The 19092-nt window shown below is 68.8% G+C and carries 9 protein-coding genes; 8 read left to right on the top strand and 1 reads right to left on the bottom strand.

Going from position 1 to position 19092, the window contains the following annotated elements:
• Window positions 1-7 precede the first annotated feature (7 nt).
• From AC1MEM_RS15320 to AC1MEM_RS15285, 8 genes are all read left to right on the top strand, one after another.
• Window positions 8-754, top strand: a complete 747-nt coding sequence (locus tag AC1MEM_RS15320; RefSeq protein ID WP_499471822.1) for a FadR/GntR family transcriptional regulator — start codon at window positions 8-10, stop codon at window positions 752-754.
• 359 nt (window positions 755-1113) lie between these two features.
• Window positions 1114-2028: a 5-dehydro-4-deoxyglucarate dehydratase gene (kdgD, locus tag AC1MEM_RS15315; RefSeq protein WP_499471820.1), complete on the top strand. Its 915-nt coding sequence runs from the start codon at window positions 1114-1116 to the stop codon at window positions 2026-2028.
• A 216-nt stretch (window positions 2029-2244) separates the two neighbouring features.
• Window positions 2245-3822, top strand: a complete 1578-nt coding sequence (locus tag AC1MEM_RS15310; RefSeq protein ID WP_499477657.1) for an aldehyde dehydrogenase (NADP(+)) — start codon at window positions 2245-2247, stop codon at window positions 3820-3822.
• A gap of 284 nt (window positions 3823-4106) precedes the next feature.
• A complete protein-coding gene (locus AC1MEM_RS15305; protein ID WP_499471818.1) occupies window positions 4107-7400 on the top strand; it encodes an EAL domain-containing protein in 3294 nt (1097 codons plus the stop codon).
• Between the two features lie 244 nt (window positions 7401-7644).
• Complete coding sequence (locus tag AC1MEM_RS15300; protein ID WP_499471816.1) at window positions 7645-8097, top strand: MarR family winged helix-turn-helix transcriptional regulator; 453 nt, start codon at window positions 7645-7647, stop codon at window positions 8095-8097.
• A gap of 15 nt (window positions 8098-8112) precedes the next feature.
• A complete protein-coding gene (locus tag AC1MEM_RS15295) occupies window positions 8113-9669 on the top strand; it encodes an MDR family MFS transporter (protein WP_499471814.1) in 1557 nt (518 codons plus the stop codon).
• Window positions 9670-9699: 30 nt separating this feature from the next.
• Window positions 9700-11154 (top strand): efflux transporter outer membrane subunit, encoded by a 1455-nt coding sequence (locus AC1MEM_RS15290; protein WP_499471812.1) that lies wholly within the window; start codon window positions 9700-9702, stop codon window positions 11152-11154.
• 8 nt (window positions 11155-11162) lie between these two features.
• A complete protein-coding gene (locus tag AC1MEM_RS15285) occupies window positions 11163-12314 on the top strand; it encodes an HlyD family secretion protein (protein WP_499471810.1) in 1152 nt (383 codons plus the stop codon).
• Between the two features lie 9 nt (window positions 12315-12323).
• Here AC1MEM_RS15285 and AC1MEM_RS15280 read toward each other — a convergent pair whose 3' ends face one another.
• Window positions 12324-19010 (bottom strand): PAS domain S-box protein, encoded by a 6687-nt coding sequence (locus tag AC1MEM_RS15280; protein ID WP_499471808.1) that lies wholly within the window; start codon window positions 19008-19010, stop codon window positions 12324-12326.
• Window positions 19011-19092 lie beyond the last annotated feature (82 nt).

Below are 19092 nucleotides of genomic sequence, written 5' to 3'. Positions count from 1 at the left end.
AACGACCATGATCCCATCTTCGCCCCCGGCAGCACCCTTGAAGCGCCACCGCAACCTGGCCCAGGGCGTCGTCGCCCACCTCTCCGACAGCATCAAGGGCGGCGCCTTGCGCCCCGGCGACAAGCTGCCGACCGAGTCCGAGATCATGCGCATCCTCGGCGTCAGCCGCACCGTGGTGCGCGAGGCGATTTCGCACCTGCAGGCGGCCGGCCTGGTCGAAACCCGGCACGGCATCGGCACCTTCGTGCTGGAGCCGGTCGCGGCGCCGATGGGGCTCGACCCGGCGACGGTCGTGACGGTGCGCGACGTGCTGGCCCTGCTGGAGCTGCGCATCAGCCTCGAGACCGAGGCCGCCGGCCTGGCCGCCGCCCGGCGCAGCGACGAGCAGCTGGCGCAACTGCGCGCGGCGCTCGACAGCTTCGAGGAATGCGCGCGGCGCGGCGTCGAGACCGTGGCGCCGGACATGACCTTCCACCTGCTGCTCGCGCAAGCGTCGGGCAACCGCTATTTCCACGACATCCTGAGCCACCTCGGCACCAACATCATCCCGCGCGCCCGCATCAATTCGGCGCGCATCGCGCAGGACGATCCGGCGCAGTACCTGGAGCGCGTGCTCAAGGAGCACGAGGAGATTTTCGGCGCCATCGCGCGGCGCGACGCCGACGGCGCGCGCGCGGCGATGCGTACGCACCTGAGTAACAGCCGGGAGAGGTTGCAGCGGGCCCAGGAGGCGAACGAAGGGGCGGCGGGTTAATCGGGGCGTGCCACGGATCGGGCGTCGTACCGCGTGGGCACAAGTGCCCACGCTACGAACAGCCACGAATCGTAGCGTGGACTCTTGAGTCCACGCGGTAGCACGGTTGCGCGTCGAAACACATCACCGTCTTCTGCGCCTGCGTTCGCGCACGCGGTTCGACTTGCATCGGCTGGACGCGTGGACTCGGGAGTCCACCCTACGTATCGCGGCAGATCGGACTTCGCGACCGTGTTTTACGCCAAATCGCATTAACTCGCCGAGCCGCTTGCCAATCCTTATTTTAGGTTGTACGATGACTGATAACTGGTGAGGCAAAAGACCGCCCGCCCTTTCAACCCGACCTGAAGGCAAAGCCCATGTTCACTCCACAAGACGTCAAACACATCCTCTCTTCCGGCCTGCTGTCGTTCCCGATCACGGACTTCGATGCGCAAGGCGATTTCAAGGCGGATACCTATGCCCGGCGTCTGGAGTGGCTGGCCCCCTACGGCGCGTCCGCGCTGTTCGTCGCGGGCGGCACGGGCGAGTTCTTTTCGCTGACGCCCGAGGACTACACGCAAGTCGTGAAGGTCGCCGTGGACACCTGCCGCGGCAAGGTGCCGATCCTGGCCGGCGCCGGCGGTCCGACCCGCATGGCGATCCGCTACGCGCAGGAAGCCGAGCGCCTCGGCGCCCACGGCATCCTCCTGATGCCGCACTACCTGACCGAAGCGAGCCAGGATGGCCTGGTCGAGCACGTCGCTGCCGTCTGCAACTCCGTGAAATTCGGTGTCGTCGTCTACAACCGCGACCGTTGCAAACTGAACGCCGGGTCGCTGTTGAAGCTGGCCGACCGCTGCCCCAACCTGATCGGCTTCAAGGATGGCATCGGCGAGATCGAATCGATGGTCACCATCCGCCGCAAGCTGGGCGACCGCTTCACCTATCTCGGCGGCCTGCCGACCGCGGAAGTGTATGCGGCCGCTTACAAGGCGCTCGGCGTGCCGGTCTACTCCTCGGCCGTGTTCAACTTCATCCCGAAGACCGCGACCGAATTCTACGAAGCCGTGCGCAGCGACGACTTCGCGACCCAGGGCCGCCTGATCGACGACTTCTTCCTGCCTTACCTCGACATCCGCAGCAGGAAGGCCGGCTACGCGGTCAGTATCGTGAAGGCCGGCGCCGCCATCGTCGGCCACCCGGCAGGCCCGGTGCGCGCACCGCTGACGGACCTGACCCCGCAGGAAAACGAGCAGCTGGCGGCCCTGATTGCGAAGCTCGGCCCGCAATAAGCGGCCTCGCCCACTGACAGCAACTAAACCGTAGGGTGGGCATGCCCACGCGTTTCGTGCATGGATCACGGCTATGTGCGTGGATGCGTCGCTCGGCAGCGCCAACGATGAGCGTTTGGCAGCGTTGCCACGGTGCGCCGTGTTCAATCAGCGGTGCCAACACGCAGCCGAATTCCGCGTGGTCTGCCCACCCTACAGAGGAGAACTATGTTGACCATCACCATCAAGGGCGAGCAGCTGATCGGCGCAGCTGCCGCGAAAGGCAGCGCAGTCCCTTTCCGCGCCGTCAACCCCGCCACCGGCGAACAATGCGAGCCCTCTTTCGGCAGCGGCACCGCCCGCGACGTCGAGCGCGCCTGTGAACTGGCCCGCACCGCCTTCGACAGCTACCGCAATACCACCCTGGAAGCGCGCGCCGCCTTCCTGGAACTGGCGGCACAGAACATCCTCGACCTCGGCCCGCAGCTGATCGAGCGCGCGATGCAGGAATCCGGCCTGCCGCAAGCCCGCCTCGAAGGCGAACGCGGCCGCACCGTGGGCCAGTTGCGCCTGTTCGCCAGGGTCGTGCGCGACGGCCACTTCCTGGCCACCGCCCTCGACTCGGCGCTGCCCGAGCGCAGCCCTCCCCGTCCCGACCTCCGCCTTTCCAAAATCGGCCTGGGCCCAGTCGCCGTTTTCGGCGCCAGTAACTTCCCGCTCGCCTTTTCCGTCGCCGGCGGCGACACCGCCTCGGCACTCGCGGCCGGCTGCCCGGTCGTCGTGAAGGCGCACGGCGCCCACCCGGGCACCTCGGAGCTGGTCGGCAAAGCGGTGCAGGCAGCGGTGAAAGCCAGCGGCCTGCCGGAAGGCGTGTTCTCGATGCTGCACGGCGACGGCCGTACCATCGGCCAGGCCCTGGTCGCGCATCCGGCGATCAAGGCGGTCGGCTTCACCGGCTCGCGCCAGGGCGGCCTGGCACTGGTGCGCACCGCCGCGGCACGCGCGGAGCCGATCCCGGTCTACGCGGAGATGAGCAGCATTAACCCGCTGTTCCTGCTGCCGGGCGCGATGGCGGCTGGTGCGGCGAAGATCGGTACCGGTTTCATCGATTCGCTGGTGCTGGGCGCCGGCCAGTTCTGCACGAACCCGGGGCTGGTGGTCGCGCTGGAGGGCGCAGCGCTGGATGCCTTCCGCGAGGCTGCTGCCGCCGCACTGCAAGGCAAGCCTGGCTCGACCATGCTGACGCCTGGTATCCACGCCGCATTTAACAGCGGCGTCGAGAAGCTGGGCAAGGAAGCGGGCGTGACCCTGGTGGCGCGCGGACAGTGCGGGACGACGGTGTGCGCCGGCCAGGCCGCGCTGTTCGAGACCGATGCGGCCAACTTCCTGGCCAATCCGGCGCTGGAAGACGAAATCTTCGGTTCGTCCTCGCTGATCGTGCGTTGCGCCGGCATGGAACAGTTGGGTGAGCTTGCCGAACACCTGGACGGGCAGCTGACGGCGACCATCTTCCTCTCCGAAGCCGACAAGGAGGCCGCGCAGGCGCTGCTGCCGGTACTGGAGCGCAAGGCGGGACGGATTTTGATCAACGGTTTTCCGACCGGCGTGGAAGTCTCACACGCGATGGTGCATGGCGGGCCCTTCCCGGCGACCTCGGACAGCCGGACGACCTCGGTGGGGGCGAGCGCGATCGACCGCTTTCTGCGGCCGGTGAGTTATCAGGATTTGCCGGGGTGGTTGTTGCCGGAGGCGCTGCGGGATGGAAATCCGTTGGGGCTGCATCGCGTCAAGAATGGTGAGTTAGTCAAGGGTTAAGCCCGCGATCATGTCTTAAGAAACGCCCGGTCGTGTATCGGGCGTTTTTTGTATTTGCAGTGCGGGCGCGGAGTTTCAGAAGGTGAAACGCGTGGGCTCGAGAGCCCACCCTAACGGTGCACCACCGCCGCAGGCTTCCAGGTAACAGCCGAACGCGGCGGGACGGGCGGCGCGCTGCCGGGTAGCGGGTTCATGGTATCGTCGGTCAAAACACTCGCAGGGCGCGTGCCACGCCGGCCAGGTGCCGGGTCGCGTCGCGCCAACTGCGATATCCGGGAGAAACGATGCCGAAGGCTGTCCTGCGGGTCTTGCACGTGCTGCTGATTGCCTCTCTTGTCCTGCCTGCGCTGGCGCCGGCAGCGCCGCTGCGCGTCGTCATGGACCAGAACTACCCGCCCTATTCCTTCCGCGATCCCGAGGGCAGGCTCGAAGGCTATACGGTCGACCTCTGGCGCTTGTGGGAGAAGAAAACCGGCCAGCAGGTCGAGCTGATCCCGGCCAACTGGGCGCAGGTGCTGCCGATGCTCGAACAGGGCCAGGCCAACGTGATCGATCCCATTTTCCTCACCCCGAGCCGTTCCTCGCGCTTCGATTTCTCGCCCGCCAACGCCTCGGTGGCGACCAGCCTGTATGCGGACGCTTCGATCGGCGGCATCCACGACCTGCACAGCCTGAAGGGCTTCGAGGTCGGGGTGCAGGCCGGCGACGCCTGCGCCGAGCAGCTCGCGCGCGCCGGCATCAAGGGCATGCGCGTGTTCCCGACCTATGAGGCCCTGCTGGGGGCGGCCGCGCGGCAGGACATCAAGCTCCTCTGCCTCGACGAAAACTCGGCCGACTACCAGCTGTACCGGCTCGGCCTGCATCGCACCTATGTGAAAGCCTTCGACGTCACGCGCGACCAGCTGCGGCGCGCGGTGCGCAAGGGCGACGGCGCGACGCTGGCGCTGGTCGAGCGCGGCATGGCCATGATCAGCGCCGACGAGCGCCAGGCCCTGCACGACAAATGGATGGGCCGGCCGCTGGTCGCCGAACGCTATACCGAGCTCCTGATCCAGGTGCTGGTGGCGCTGGGCGGCCTGGTGCTGCTCCTGATTGCCTGGCTGGCCACGGTGCGGCGCGCGGTGCGCGTGCGCACGAGCGAACTCGAACGCGAAAAGGCGCAGCTACGCACGCTGGTCGAAAGCAGTCCCGACATGGTCTGGCTGAAGGACCGCGACGGCGTCTACCAGGCCTGCAACGACCAGACCGCGAAAGTACTGGGCCGCGCGCGCGAAAACATCCTGGGCAAACGCGACCGCGACCTGTTCGGCGCCGATGCGGCCACGCGGTACGAGCGCGACGATGCCGCCGCCCTGCACGCTGCCGGACCGATCACGATCGAGGAGACGGCGCCGGACGGGCAAGCCAGGCTGCGGGTCTACGAAACCATCAAGACCCCGGTCACCCAGCCCGACGGCACGATCCTCGGCGTGCTCGGCGTGGCGCGCGACATCACCGAGCGGCACGAACAGGAGCGCACGATCCGCGAGCAGGACCGCCTGCTGCAGGAAATGGCTACCCTGGCCCAGATCGGCGCCTGGGAAATCGACCTCGCCACCGACGCCTTTTACTGGACCGTCGAACTGCTCCACATCTACGAGATCCCGCCCGGCCTGCCGGTCACGCCGGCGCTGTGCACCGCCTGCTACGCGGAGGAAGAGCGCATCCTGATCGGCAATACGCTCGACGCCGCCGCGAAAGAAGGCCGGCCGTTCACGATCGAACTGCCGATGGTCAGCGGCGCCGGCAAGCGCAAATGGGTGCGCTCGATCTGCAGCGCAGTCTTCGAAGCGGGCCGCCCGGTCAAGCTGCGCGGCACCGTGCAGGACGTGACGCAGCGGCGCGACCTCGAGGAATCGATGCGCATGGCGACCCTGATCTACCAGACCAGTCTCGAGGCCATCGTCGTCACCGACGAAGACAACCGCATCGTCGACGCCAATCCGGCCTTCACGCGCCAGACCGGCGACGAACTGCGCGCGGTCTGCGGCACCCGGCCGCGGCTGTTCGACTCGAGCATGCACGATGCCGGTTTCTACGAACGTTTGTGGCAGACGCTGCTGGCCCAGGACCACTGGCAGGGCGAAATCCTCGACCGCAACCCGGACGGCTCCTTCACGGCCAAGTACGTCGACATTCGCGCGATCCGCCATCCGGACGGGCGCGTGCACCGCCACGTGGTGCAGTTCCACGACATCAGCGAGCAAAAGCAGAAGGATGAGCTCATCTGGCGCCAGACCAATTTCGATGCCCTGACCGGCCTGCCGAACCGGCGCCTGTTCCTCGACCGCCTCGAGCAGGACCTGAAAAAGGCGGGCGGCGCCGCTGGCGGGCAAGGACAAGGCCTGGGCGTGCTCCTGCTCGACCTCGACCGCTTCAAGGAAATCAACGACAGCTATGGCCACGCAAAGGGCGATGCCGCGCTGGTCGAAATGACGCGGCGCCTGGCGCAGTGCGTCGCCGAAGACGCGACCATCGCCCGCCTCGGCAGCAACATGTTCGCGCTGGTGCTGAGCGAATTCGAGGGCCGGCGCCACCTCGAGACGACTGCCGACGCCATCATCGGCGTGATCGGCGCTCCGCTCGAACTCGGGCCCGGGAACGTGGCCTACGTCTCGGCCAGCGTCGGCATCAGCGTCTTCCCGGACGACGGCATCGACGCCGCCGAACTGGTGAGCAATGCCGAGCAGGCGGTGTACCTGGCGAAAAGCGCCGGGCGCGGGCGCTTCCAGTACTTCACGCCCGCGCTGCAGCAGCACGCGCGCGACAAGCTGGCGCTGACGAACGACCTGCGCGCCGCGCTCGCGCGCAAGCAACTGCAGGTGCATTACCAGCCGATCGTCGAGACGGCGACGGGGCATATCCGCAAGGCCGAAGCCCTGCTGCGCTGGCACCACCCGGAGCACGGCATGATCAGCCCGGCGCGCTTCATCCCGCTGGCCGAAGAGGCGGGCCTGATCCACGAGATCGGCGAATGGGTGCTGCTGGAGGCCATCGCCAGCATCGAGCGCTGGCAGCGCGCCTACGGTTTTGTCGTGGAACTGAGCGTGAACGTGTCGCCGCTGCAGTTCGAGGGGCGCGCCAGCCTGCCCTGGCTGGAGCGGGTCGTGAACGCCGGCCTGCCGCCGAACAGCATCACGATCGAGATCACCGAAGGCGTGCTGGTCTCCGACGCCGAGCAGGTCACGCGCTGCCTGCGCGCCCTGCACCAGGCCGGCGCCAAGGTCTCGATCGACGACTTCGGCACCGGCTTTTCCTCGCTCTCTTACCTGAAGCAGTTCGACGTCGACTACCTGAAAATCGACAAGTCCTTCATCAACCACCTGACCGAGGACGGCAGCGACAAGGCGCTCACCGAGGCCATCGTCGACCTGGCGCACCGGCTCGGGATCGAGGCCATTGCCGAAGGCGTCGAGACCGGCGCCCAGCGCGACATGCTGGCGGCGTTCGGCTGCGACTACATCCAGGGCTATCACTTCTCGCCCGCCGTCCCGCGCGAGGCCTTCGAGGTGTTCCTGGAACGGCAGATGGTGACCTGAGGTTTACGTAGGGTGGGCTCCGCCCACGCGGTACGGCACTCGATCAATCGAAACCGCGCCGCGAGACCGACAAAGATGGCTCCGCGAGACGGTCGGGTGCGTCCCTGCACGACCGCGTGGGCGGAGCCCGGTGAACCCGTCATCGAGGCCATCGGCCTCGATGACCCCGTACGTCTTGCGCCTTTTGCAAAAACTGATTTCATTTGATAAACTAGATAGCTACCTACCCATTTGGCACCTATCTATGTCGCAGCACCCCACCCCGACTACGCTGGAGGAACGCTTCTCCACCGCCCTGCACGCCACCGCGCGCAGCTGGCGCCTGGCGATCGACGCGCGCCTGAAAGACCTCGGCATCGGCCAGGCCGGCTGGATGACGATCGCCATGATCGCCAAATCGAAGCAGCCACCCTCGCAGCGCGAGCTGGCCGACCTGCTCGGCATCGAGGGCCCCTCGGTGGTGTCGATGCTCGACCGCCTGGAAAAAGGCGGCCTGGTGCGGCGCGCACCCTGCGCGCTCGACCGGCGCGTGAAGCTGGCCCACCTGACCGACGACGGCCGCGCGCTGTACGCCAGGGTGCGCAAGGAAGCCGATGCCTTCCGCCTCGACATGCTCGAGGGGGTGCCGCAGGCGACCCTGCTTGCCGCCGCCGAACTGCTGGAGTCCCTCCGCGCGCGCATCGAAGGCGGGGAGTAACACGTGCAGGCTTCCATGACCACTGCGGCGCCGCTGCCATCCGATAGCGAGGCGCCGCTGAACCGGCGCATGATCACGATCTCGATCATGCTCGCGACCATCATCCAGGCGCTCGACGGTACCATCGCCAACGTCGCCCTGCCCCACATGCAGGGCTCCCTGTCCGCATCGACCGACCAGATCACCTGGGTACTGACCTCCTTCATCGTCGCCGCGGCGATCGCGACCCCGCTCAACGGCTGGCTGGTCGGCCGCTTCGGCCTGAAAAAAGTCTTCCTGGTCTCGGTGGCCGGCTTTACGATCGCCTCCGTCCTGTGCGGGCTGGCCGGCTCGCTGGGGCAGATCGTCGCCGCCCGCGTGCTGCAGGGCGTCTTCGGGGCGGCGCTGGTGCCGCTCTCGCAATCGGTCCTGCTCGACATCAATCCGCGCGAAAAGCACGGCTCGGCGATGGCGGTGTGGGGCATGGGCGTGATGATCGGGCCCATCCTCGGGCCGACCCTGGGCGGCTGGCTGACCGACAGCTATAACTGGCGCTGGGTCTTCTTCATCAACGTGCCGATCGGCGCGATCGCCTTCTATGGCATCTGGCGCTACATCCGGCCCACGAAGCCTGTGCGCCGCGTGAGTTTCGACGCCTTCGGCTTCGTTACCCTGAGCCTGGCCATCGGCTCGCTGCAGATGCTGCTCGACCGCGGGGAGCAAAACGACTGGTTCGCTTCCGGCGAAACCTGGTTCGAGGCGGTGCTGCTGGCCATGAGCCTGTGCTATTTCGTCGCCCACACCGCCCTGCGCCCGGCCGGCCAGTCCTTCCTCGACTACCGCCTGCTGAAGAACCCGAACTACGTCACCGGCCTGTTCCTCATCTTCACGGTCGGCATGGTGCTGTTCGCCACGCGCGCGCTGATGCCGACCATGCTGCAGGGCCTGATGGGCTATCCGGCGGCGCTGGCCGGCCTGGTGACGGCGCCGTCGGGCCTGGGCACGATGGTGGCGATGCTGGTGGTCGGGCGCGTCACCGGCAAGGTCGACTTCCGCCTGCTGCTCGGCGCCGGTTTTGCGATCACTGCGTTTTCGCTGTGGCAGATGGCGCAGTACACGCTGGTGATGAGCCAGGCGAACATCGTCTGGCCAGGCGTGATCCAGGGCATTGGCCTCGGCCTCGTGTTCGTGCCGCTGTCGGCCGCGACCTTCGCCACGCTGTCGCCGCAGATGCGCGCCGAGGGCACCGCGCTGTATAGCCTGATCAGGAATATCGGCAGCAGCATCGGCATCGCGCTGGTGCAGACCCTGCTGGTGCGCAACACGGCGACGATGCACGCCTCGTTGACGTCGCAGGTGAACGCCGCCAATCCGGCGCTGCTGGACCCGGCAAACGGCTACAGCCTGGCGACGACCGCCGGCGCCGCACTGGTCGACAGCGAGATCGGGCGCCAGGCCTCGATGATCGCCTACACCAACGACTACTGGCTGATGATGATCCTGACCGCCGCCGTGATTCCGGCCCTGTTGCTGATCCGCCCACCGAAAGCGCAGGCCGGGCCGGCGCCGATCGACCATGCCGCCCTCGATTAACCCCGAATTTCCCTGACTAGCGATTCCACAGTGCGACACATACGACTCACCCTTCTCGCTGCCGGCGTGGCGCTGACGCTCGCCGGCTGCATCCATGTCCCCAAGGACAGCGCCACGGTGCAGGCGCCCGACTTCGCCCGCGCCCGGCACGCCGCCGCCATCGACCTCGGGGCCGACGCCTGGCCGGTCGAACGCTGGTGGCAGGACTACCGCGATCCGCAGCTCGACAAATTGATCGACGGCGCCCTGGCCGGTAACCCGAGCCTCGCGGTGGCCGCCGCGCGCGTGCGCACCGCCGGCGCCCAGCTGAACGCGGAGCGGGCCGCCGGCGGCCTGCAGGCGGGCGTGGAGACCGGCATCAACCGCCAGCGCTATTCCGCCAACGGCTTCTTCCCGGCGCCGATCGGCGGCAGCTGGTACACCGACACGACGGTGCAGGGCCGGATCAGCTACGACGTCGACTGGTGGGGCAAGCACCGCGCCCAGGTGACTGCGGCGATCGGCGAGCAAAATGCGGCCGCGGCCCAGGCCAGCCAGGCGAAACAGGCACTGGCGGCAGCCGTCGCCCAGAGCTACTTCCGCCTGCAGGTGTTGTGGGCGCGCGCCGACAATGTCGCGCAACTTGTCCGTGTCGAACAGGGCTTGCTGGCGGACCGCACGGCGCGCCTGGCGCACGGCCTGGCGACCGTGGACGCGCAGCGCAGCGTTGAACTGGAACTGGGCAAGCTCGCCGAACAGGCGGCCCTGCTCGAGACCCAGGCCGCGCGCGAACGCGAAGCCCTGCGCGCGCTGGTCGCCGCCGGCCCGGACGACCTGGCCGACCTGGAGCGCCGCCTGCCGCAGGGCGCGCAGGCAGGGCTGCCGCGCGAACTGGGCATGGAACTGCTGGCACGCCGGCCCGATTTGCAGGCCGCGCGCTGGCGCGTCGAGGCGGCGCTGGGCCGGGTCGCCGCCAGCGAAGCCGCCTTCTATCCGGACCTGAACCTGTCCGGCGCGGTCGGCCTGAACGCCGTCTCGCTGGGCAAGCTGCTGCGCGGCGCCAGCCGCACCTTCCTGGCCGGCGCCGTGCTCGACCTGCCGCTGTTCGACAGTGGCCGCCTCGACGCCGGCCTTGGCATTGCCCGCGCCGAACGCGACGCGCTGCTCGCCGAATACAACGAGTCGGTACTGAACGCGGTGCGCGACGTGGCTGCCGAAGGCGCGACGCTGCAGGGCATCGGGCGCGAACTCGCTGCCCACGATGCAGCCACCCAGGCCAGCGCCCGTCTCGTGGCCAGCGCCGAGGCGCGCCGCGCGCGCGGCCTGGCCGATCGCGCCGCCGTGCTGCAGGCGCAGCTGGAAGTACTGCGCCAGCGCGGCGCGGCCTTGCAGCTGCAGGACGCGCAGCTGCAAACCCAGGTCGCTTTGGTAAAAGCGCTGGGCGGCGGCTACCGCGCCGAACCACAGCGTGTAGCCGGCGCACCCGCAACGACACAACAACATTGAACATCGCGATGACTACCGAAACTACCCCGAACCCGAAAAAACGCAAGGCCGTCCTGCTGGGCATCACCGCCATCTTCGCCCTTGGCGGCCTGGCCTACGGCACCTATGCCGCGCTGGTGCTGTCGCAACGCGCCGAGACCGACAACGCCTATGTCGGCGGCAACCTGATCACCGTCTCCTCGCAGGTCGCAGGCAGCGTCGTCGAAATCCGTGCCGACGAAACCCAGATGGTGCAGGCGGGCGCCGAAATCGTGCGCCTCGATCCGGCCGACGCCGACGTCGCCCTGACCCAGGCCGAAGCGCGCCTCGGGACCGCCGTGCGCCAGCAGCGAGAACGCTATACGAACGTCGAGCAGCTGCTGGCCGTGGTCGAGCAACGCCGCGTGTCCCTGCAAAGCGCGCGCGAAGACCTGGCGCGGCGCGCGCCGCTGGCGGCAAGCCAGGTGGTCTCGGGAGAAGACGTGGCGCACGCCAGGCGTGCGGTCGAAGACGCGAAAGCCGCGCTCGACGTGGCCCTGAAACAGGTGGCGGCCGCGAAGTCCGCCGTGGCCGGCGTCGACCCCGCCCACCATCCGAGCGTGCTGGCGGCGAAAGCCGACTACCTCGGGGCCTGGCTGGCGGCGCGCCGCAACGCCATCGTGGCGCCGGTGTCCGGCTATGTCGCGAAACGCAGCGTGCAGGTCGGCAGCCGCGTCAACCCGGGCGCGCCGCTGCTGTCGGTGGTGCCGCTCGACCAGCTGTGGGTGGACGCCAACTTCAAGGAGTCCGAACTGCGCGACATCCGCGTCGGCCAGCCGGTGAAAATCGAAGCCGACATGTACGGCAACAAGGTCGAGTTCCACGGCAAGGTGATGGGCCTCGCGGCCGGCACCGGCAGCGCGTTTTCCCTGCTGCCGGCGCAGAATGCCAGCGGCAACTGGATCAAGGTGGTGCAGCGGGTCCCGGTGCGCATCTCGCTCGACCCAAAAGAGCTGGCCGCGCACCCGCTGCGCGTGGGACTCTCTGCCACGGTCGACGTCGACATCAGCCACAAGGAAGGCGGCGCCCTCGGCGCGATGGCGCCCGCACCGGCGCGCTATGTGACGACGGCGCTGAACCAGCCGCTGCAGCAGGCGCAGGCGGCGACGGACGCGATCGTGGCGAAAAACCTGGCGAACTAGGCGCCGCCTTCACCCTTTGGCCAGGATCCTGAGCAGGCTGTGCAACTCGGCCGGCTTGGTCAGGTGATGATCGAAGCCGCAGGCCTGCGAACGCTGGCGGTCCGCATGCTGGCCCCAGCCGCTCAGGGCCACCAGCCGGATCCCGCCGCCGTCCTCTTCCTTCTGCATCTGGCGGATCCGGCGCGCGACCTCGTAGCCATCCATTTCCGGCATGCCGATGTCGAGCACGACCGCATCCGGGCGGGTGCTGTCGACGGCCTCGAGGGCGGCATGGCCACCGTAGACGGCGTGGGCCTCGGCGCCGTGCGCGGCCAGCAGCTGGCACAGGGAATCGGCGGCGTCGCGGTTGTCGTCCACCACCAGGATGCGGCGCCCGGCCAGCGGCGCCTCCCCTGGCTCGCCCGGCGCCTCAACGCACAGCGCGGCGTTGGGACAGTCGTGCAGCGGCAGGCGCACCACGAATTCGCTGCCCTGACCGGGGCCGCCGCTGTGCGCTTCGACCGTCCCGCCGTGCAGCTCGACCAGGCTGCGCACCATGGCCAGGCCGATCCCGAGGCCGCCGTCCCTATGTCCGTTCCTGCCGTGCGGCTGGGGGAACATCTCGAAGACCTGCGGCAGCTGTTCCGGAGGGATGCCCATGCCGGTGTCGCGCACCGTCACCTGCACCTGGCCGCCGTCCCTGGCGACGCCGACCCACACCTGCCCTCCCGGCGCGGTGTACCTGGCCGCGTTGTTGAGCAGGTTGGCGAACACCTGGGTCAGGCGTACCTTGTCGGCGTCGAGCCGCAGCGCCGCGTCGCGGGGTGCGAGCGTCAGTTGCTGGCGTTTCTGCTCGAATGCGGGCAGGCAGGTTTCCACGGCGCTGTCGAGGATCTCGGCCAGGGCTACCGGCGCGCGCTGCAGGTCGACCTTGCCGCGGCTGATGCGGGTCACTTCCGTCAGGTCGTCGACCAGCCGCACCATGTGCCGCACCTGGCGCTCGACCATCGCCAGCAGGCGGTCGGCGCGGCGCTTGCCTTCCGGGAAGCGCAGGAACTGCAGCGCATTGCTGATCGGGGCAAGCGGATTGCGCAGCTCGTGCGCCAGGGTGGCGAGGAATTCGTCCTTGCGGCGGTCGGCGGTCTTCAATGCGTCCTCGGCCCGCACCGCCTCCTCGACGTCGATCGACATCCCGACCAGTCCCTGGAACTGCCCGTCCGCCGCATACCAGGGCAGCGCGTGCGATTCGAACCAGTGGTGGCCGCCGCTCCGTGTGCGCAGGCGCACGCGCTGCTGGAAGGCGTCCTCCAGGCGCAGGGCGTGCGCGACGCCATCGAGGTAGCCGGCCGCATCGTCCGGATGCAGGACGCCCTGCCAGCCGGCCCCGCGCAGCTGTTCCAGGCTGGCGCCGGTGACGTCGAGGCAGCGCCCGTTCACATAGTTCAGGGCGCCGCCGGCGTCGATCTGCCAGATCAGCCCCGGCGAAGCTTCGGCCAGCGCCCGGAAGCGCGCTTCGGTGGCGCGCAGGGCCTCTTCGGTCTGCGCGCGTTCGACCAGGTCGGCGAGCTGGCGCGCCAGCACGTCGAACAGCGTGAAGTCCTGCTCGGTGAGCCGGCGGGGGAAGCGCCAGTGGGTCGAGATCAGGCCGACCACACGTCCTGAACCGGCCCTGAGCGGCGTCGACTGGACGGCCCGGATGCCCGAGCGCCGGTACTCTTCGAGGTCCGCGCTGCCTGCCATCCCGGGGTCGGCTTCCGTGTCCTCGACGGCCACGCGCCCGTGCGTGCGCATGGCGCGCCCGCAGGTGCTGGCGTAGCACCCGTCCATGTCGCGCCAGAATTCGGCCGATAGCGGATGGAGGTTGCGGGAAGCGATCAGGCGCAGGCGCCCCGTGTTCGGGTCGAGGAACTGGATGGACGCGGCATCGGACTCGGCCAGCATCATGGCGGCCTCGATGATTTGGTCGTGCATCGCCTCCGGCCGCTGTTCCGAAATCAGGCTGGTGCTGAGCCTTTGCAGCAGTTCGGTCTTGGCCAGTTCTCCGGCCAGGCGCTGCTCGCTCGCGCGCAAGGCCACCCCTGCGCGGTGGATGTCGGTGACGTCCGTAGCGCTGTGGATGATCGCCGTCACCTGGCCGTCGTCGTCGAGCACGGGCGATTGCAGGGGGATCCACCAGCGTTCCTCGACCGTGCCATCGGGCCGCACCATGTCGTATTTCATGACCGGCATCATGTCCTGCTGCCGGGTGGCGATCACCCGTTCGAACGAGGCGCGCAGGACGCTCGAGATACCCCGGTCGGGATCATCGGGGAACCTCTCGAACAGGTGGTGCCCGACCAGGGCTTCGCGCGTGCGCAAGGTGGCGCGGAGATAGGCGTCGTTGACGCCGACGACCGTGAAGTGCGGCGCGTCGGGCGCGGTCACCACGAAGGGCATCGGTGAGGCTTCGAACAGCATGCGATAGCGTTCTTCGCTGCGGCGCAGCACCTCCTCGGTCTGTTTGCGCCCGGTGATGTCCGTAAACAGCGCAGCGACCCGCCGGCTGCCCTCGCCGCCGAGCCGGAACACGTTCAGGTCGAACACGCGCCCGAGCGTCAGCTCGCCGATTTCGACGCGTAGCGGCTGGCCCGTCTGCACGGCGCGCCCATACAACTCCGCCCATTGCGGGTTGGGGCTGCCAAGCAGCTCGGTCGCGGTGCGTCCGACGGGATACGGCATGCCCGTGTGCCGCATGAAGGCGGGATTCGCATCGAGGAACAGGAAGTCGTTCCAGTGGCCCGTGCGGTCGGCGATCACCTCGACCACGGAATAGGCCTCGTCCATCTCGTTGAACAGGGCGCGGTACTTTTCCTCGCTCGTCTGCAGCGCCTGCGCGGCGCGCAGCTTTTCGGTGACGTCGCGCCAGAAGATGGCCACGCCGCCCTCCTCGGTCGGATAGGCGTCGACCTCGAGGTGGAAGTCGTAGCCTTCGCCCGTGTAGTGGTGGGTGAAGTGCTGCTCGGCGCCCTCCTCGACCACGCGCCGGAAGGCCTGGCCCACCGGGGCGTCCACCGATTCGGGGAAGGCGTCCCAATGCGTACGCCCCAGCAGCGTCGAGCGCTCCCTGCCGAGCAGGCGCTCGGCGGCAGCGTTGACGACCAGGAGGCGGTAATCAGGGCCGAGCACGCAGTGCGCCTCGCCCATGTGTTCGAGGATGCTTTCCGCGCGCCGCTCGGCGCGCGCCGCGGCCGCCTCTGTGCGCGAACGCTCGACGGCGGCCCAGGTGCGCTCGGCGACCTCCATCAGCAGCGCCTCCGCGTCGCCTGACCAGTCACATACCTCGGTGCCGCCCACGATCAGCGACGCGACGAGGCGCCCCTGCTTGACCAGCGTAGCGACCAGCATCGAGCGCAAGCCAAGCGCCGTGTAGCGCGCACGAAACGCTGGACTCAAGCCATCGAAGTTCGCGTAGTCGCCGACGTTCAGCACGGCCCCCTTGCGGAGGATGTCAAGGAACTCCGGCACGTCCGAGACGTCGTGCGTCCCCGTGAGCGACGGAAGGCCCTCGCGCACCGCGGCGCGGAGCACGTGGCCGCGCGCGGCCGCCTCGTCCCATTCGACGTAGTAGCACCATCCCGCGGCGAGGTGCTCGCGCAGCAGTTGCGCGGCCTCGCCCTGTATCTCGGCGGCCGCGTCGAGCGGCCTGACGGCGTCAGCGAGCCGGAGCAGGAAGGCCTGGCGCTGTGCGCTCTGCTGCGCCGCCTCCTCGCCGCGCTTGAGGCGGTCGACGTCGATCACGACGGACAGGGCGCCGGTGATGTTGCCCTCGCCGTCGCGCAGGGGCGCCGAGCGCACCTCGGTCCAGGTTTCGACGCCGTCGTCGTCGGTGTACAGCATCTGCATGCCCGACGGGATGGGATCGCCACGCAGCGCCCGCGCGCCGGGGAAATCGCGGGGCTGGACCGGCGCGCCGCCAGCGTCCCAGCCGCGCCAGCGGTCCATGCGCGCAGCATCGCGCGACGGTATCACGCCGGTCGGCAAGAAACGCCGCATCCTCTCGTTGAGCATGACCGTATTGCCGGCCATGTCGACGGTGCCGATACCGACCGGCAGCGTCGCGAACGCGAGCGCCAGCCGCTGTTCGCTTTCGCGCAGGGCTTTCTCGGCCGTGCGGCGGCTGCTGATGTCGATGAAGGTCAGCACCGCGCCCTCGACGCGGCCGTAGGCCGTGCGGTAGGGATGCACGCGCACGATGTACTCGCGGCCGTCCGCCCCGCGCGCTTCGCGCTCGACCGGCTGCCCGCTGGCGAACACGCTGACGGCCTCGTCGAGCAGGCGGGTGGTTTCGAGGCGGCTGGTGATATGCGCCAGCGGCCGCCCGACGTCCGCCGGGATGATGTTGAAGATGCGGGTGACGTTCGGCGTGTAGCGCTGGATGCGCAGGCGCTGGTCGAGGAACAGGGTGGCGATGTCGGTCGAGGCGATCAGGTTGCTCAGGTCGTCGTTGGACTTGGAAGTGTCCTCGAGGCGCGCCGCCAGCTCGGCATTGACGGTGTAGAGCTCCTCGTTGCGTGACTGGAGCTCTTCGCGCTGTACCTCGAGGTCTTCGACGCTCGTGCGCAGGCCGTCCACCATGGCCTGCAAGGCCCTGTTGGCCTGGTCCTGTTCGGCGCCCGCCGCTTCGGCCTGTTCGACCAGCCGCGCCAGGTTGTGCCGGGCGTCCAGCAGGGCCGCTTCCAGCGCGCGCAGGCGCGGCCCGGCGTTCTGCTCGTCGGCGTCCGCGCTGTCGGGCGCTGGTTCGGCCGGCTCGAAGCGCACCAGCAACAGGCCTGCGGCGGCGCCATCGCCCTGCACCGGCACGGCCGACAGGCTGACGACGCGGCCCGCGCCTTCCTGGCTGTAGCGGACCGGGCCCAGGTGCGCCGCGCTGCCGCTCTGCTGGGCCTGGAACATCACGGTGCGCAGGCTGCTGCGCAATTCGGGCAGCGCCAGCGCGAGCACCTGCGTGCTCGGTTCGCCGCCGCCATAGCGCAGGAAGGCGCCGGCCCCGTCGGAAGCGTGCACGATATCGCCCTGGGCATTCACCAGCACGCTGGGCGGCGCCAGCTGGGCCAGCGTGCGCTGGTGCAGCTCGGCGAACGAGGTGGGGCGCGCGGCGGCCTGCGGCGGCGGCGCGTCGATCCTTGCTGCCCCCTGGCGCCCCCCCGCCCGCTTCGCCGGCACCAGCGGCAGGCGGTGGGCCGCCTTCACGCCGGGCCTGGCCTGGTACAGCCGGTGGCGGCCGTTGACCGCCAGGAACAGGTCGGGCGCCAGGTCCGCCGATTCGGCGCCGCCCAGGAACAGGTAGCCGCCCGGCTTGAGCGCGCTGTGGAACACTTCCAGCAGGTGGCGGTGGACGTCCCGGTTCAGGTAGATCAGGACATTGCGGCAGCTGACCAGGTCGAGGTTCGAGAAGGCCGGGTCGTGCAGCAGGTCGTGCTGGGCGAACAGGATGCGGTCGCGCAGCAGCCTGCGCACCGTGAAGTGGTCGTCCTCGAGCGAGAAATGGCGCGCCAGCCGCTCCGGCGGCACGTCGGCCGCGATAGCATCCGGATAGCGTCCGGCGCGCGCCACCGCGATCGCGCGTTCGTCGATATCGGTGGCGAAGACCTGCATCGCCGGCGCGCCGTCGATACACTCAGCGTGCTCCGCCAGCAGCATCGCCACCGAATACGCTTCCTCGCCGGTCGAGCAGGCCGTGACCCATGCGCGCAGCGGCTCTTCGGGTTTCCTGCCGTGGAAGATGCGCGGAAGGATGGTCTTCTCGAGCGCGTTGAAGGCATCGCGGTCTCGGAAGAAATTGGTTACCCCGATCAGCAACTCCTGCACCAGGGTATCCGGCTCTTGCGGGTCGTGCGCCAGCAGGCGGCAATAGGCCAGCAGGTCCGCCTCGCCGCGCACCTGCATGCGGCGCTCGATGCGGCGCAGGACGGAGGGCTGCTTGTAGTGGCGGAAGTCGTGGCCGGTGCGCGCGTACAGCAGCGACAGGATGGTGTCGAGGCCCTCCACCGAGCTGCCTTCCGCCTCGAACAGCGGGAGCTCGGGCGGGGCATGGCCGTCGAGGCCGCCTTGCCGGATCGCCTGCATGATGTCGCGCATCTCCATCAACCTGGCCGGCACCTGCGCAGCGGGCAGGACGAAATCGACCAGGCCAGAGGCAATCGCCGCCTGCGGCATGCTGCTTTCCTCTGCGTCGGCCGGCAATTGCGCCATCGCGACGCCGCCATGCTCCTTGATGCTGGCCAGGCCGGCCACCCCATCCGAGCCCATGCCGGACAGCAGCACGCCGATCGCGCGCTCGCCGTAGGCTTCGGCCAGGGTGCGAAAGAAGACATTGATGGTCATCGGTACGCCCAGCGCACACTGCGGCTTGTCGGCAACGAGGTGGCCGTCGTCCATGGCCAGGCTGCGCCCGGGCGAAATGACGTAGACCTGGTTCGGCCTCAGCGCCATGCGTTCGGTAACCTGCAGTACCGGCATGCCGGTGGCCCGCTGCAGCACCCGGTCGGCGGCGCTCGGCGCGTCCGCCTCCAGGTGCAGCACGACCACCAGCGCCATCCCCGGCGCCGGCGGCATGTTCTCGAGCAGCCGCATCAGGGCCGGCAGGCCGCCCGCGGAGGCGCCGATGCCGACGATCGGAAAGGGGCCGAAGTCCTTCAGGGATGGGGCGGGCGATTCAGTTAGTTGCTGTTCGTCCATTGCGCCGGTTCATTATTCCGTATGAGTGACGGAATGGAGTGTAAACCGGATTTAATGGCATCGAGACAATTTTTACACGCGG

This window comes from Telluria sp. AIW5, from assembly GCF_056680575.1.
This window is presented reverse-complemented; position numbering and strand designations above follow the sequence as displayed.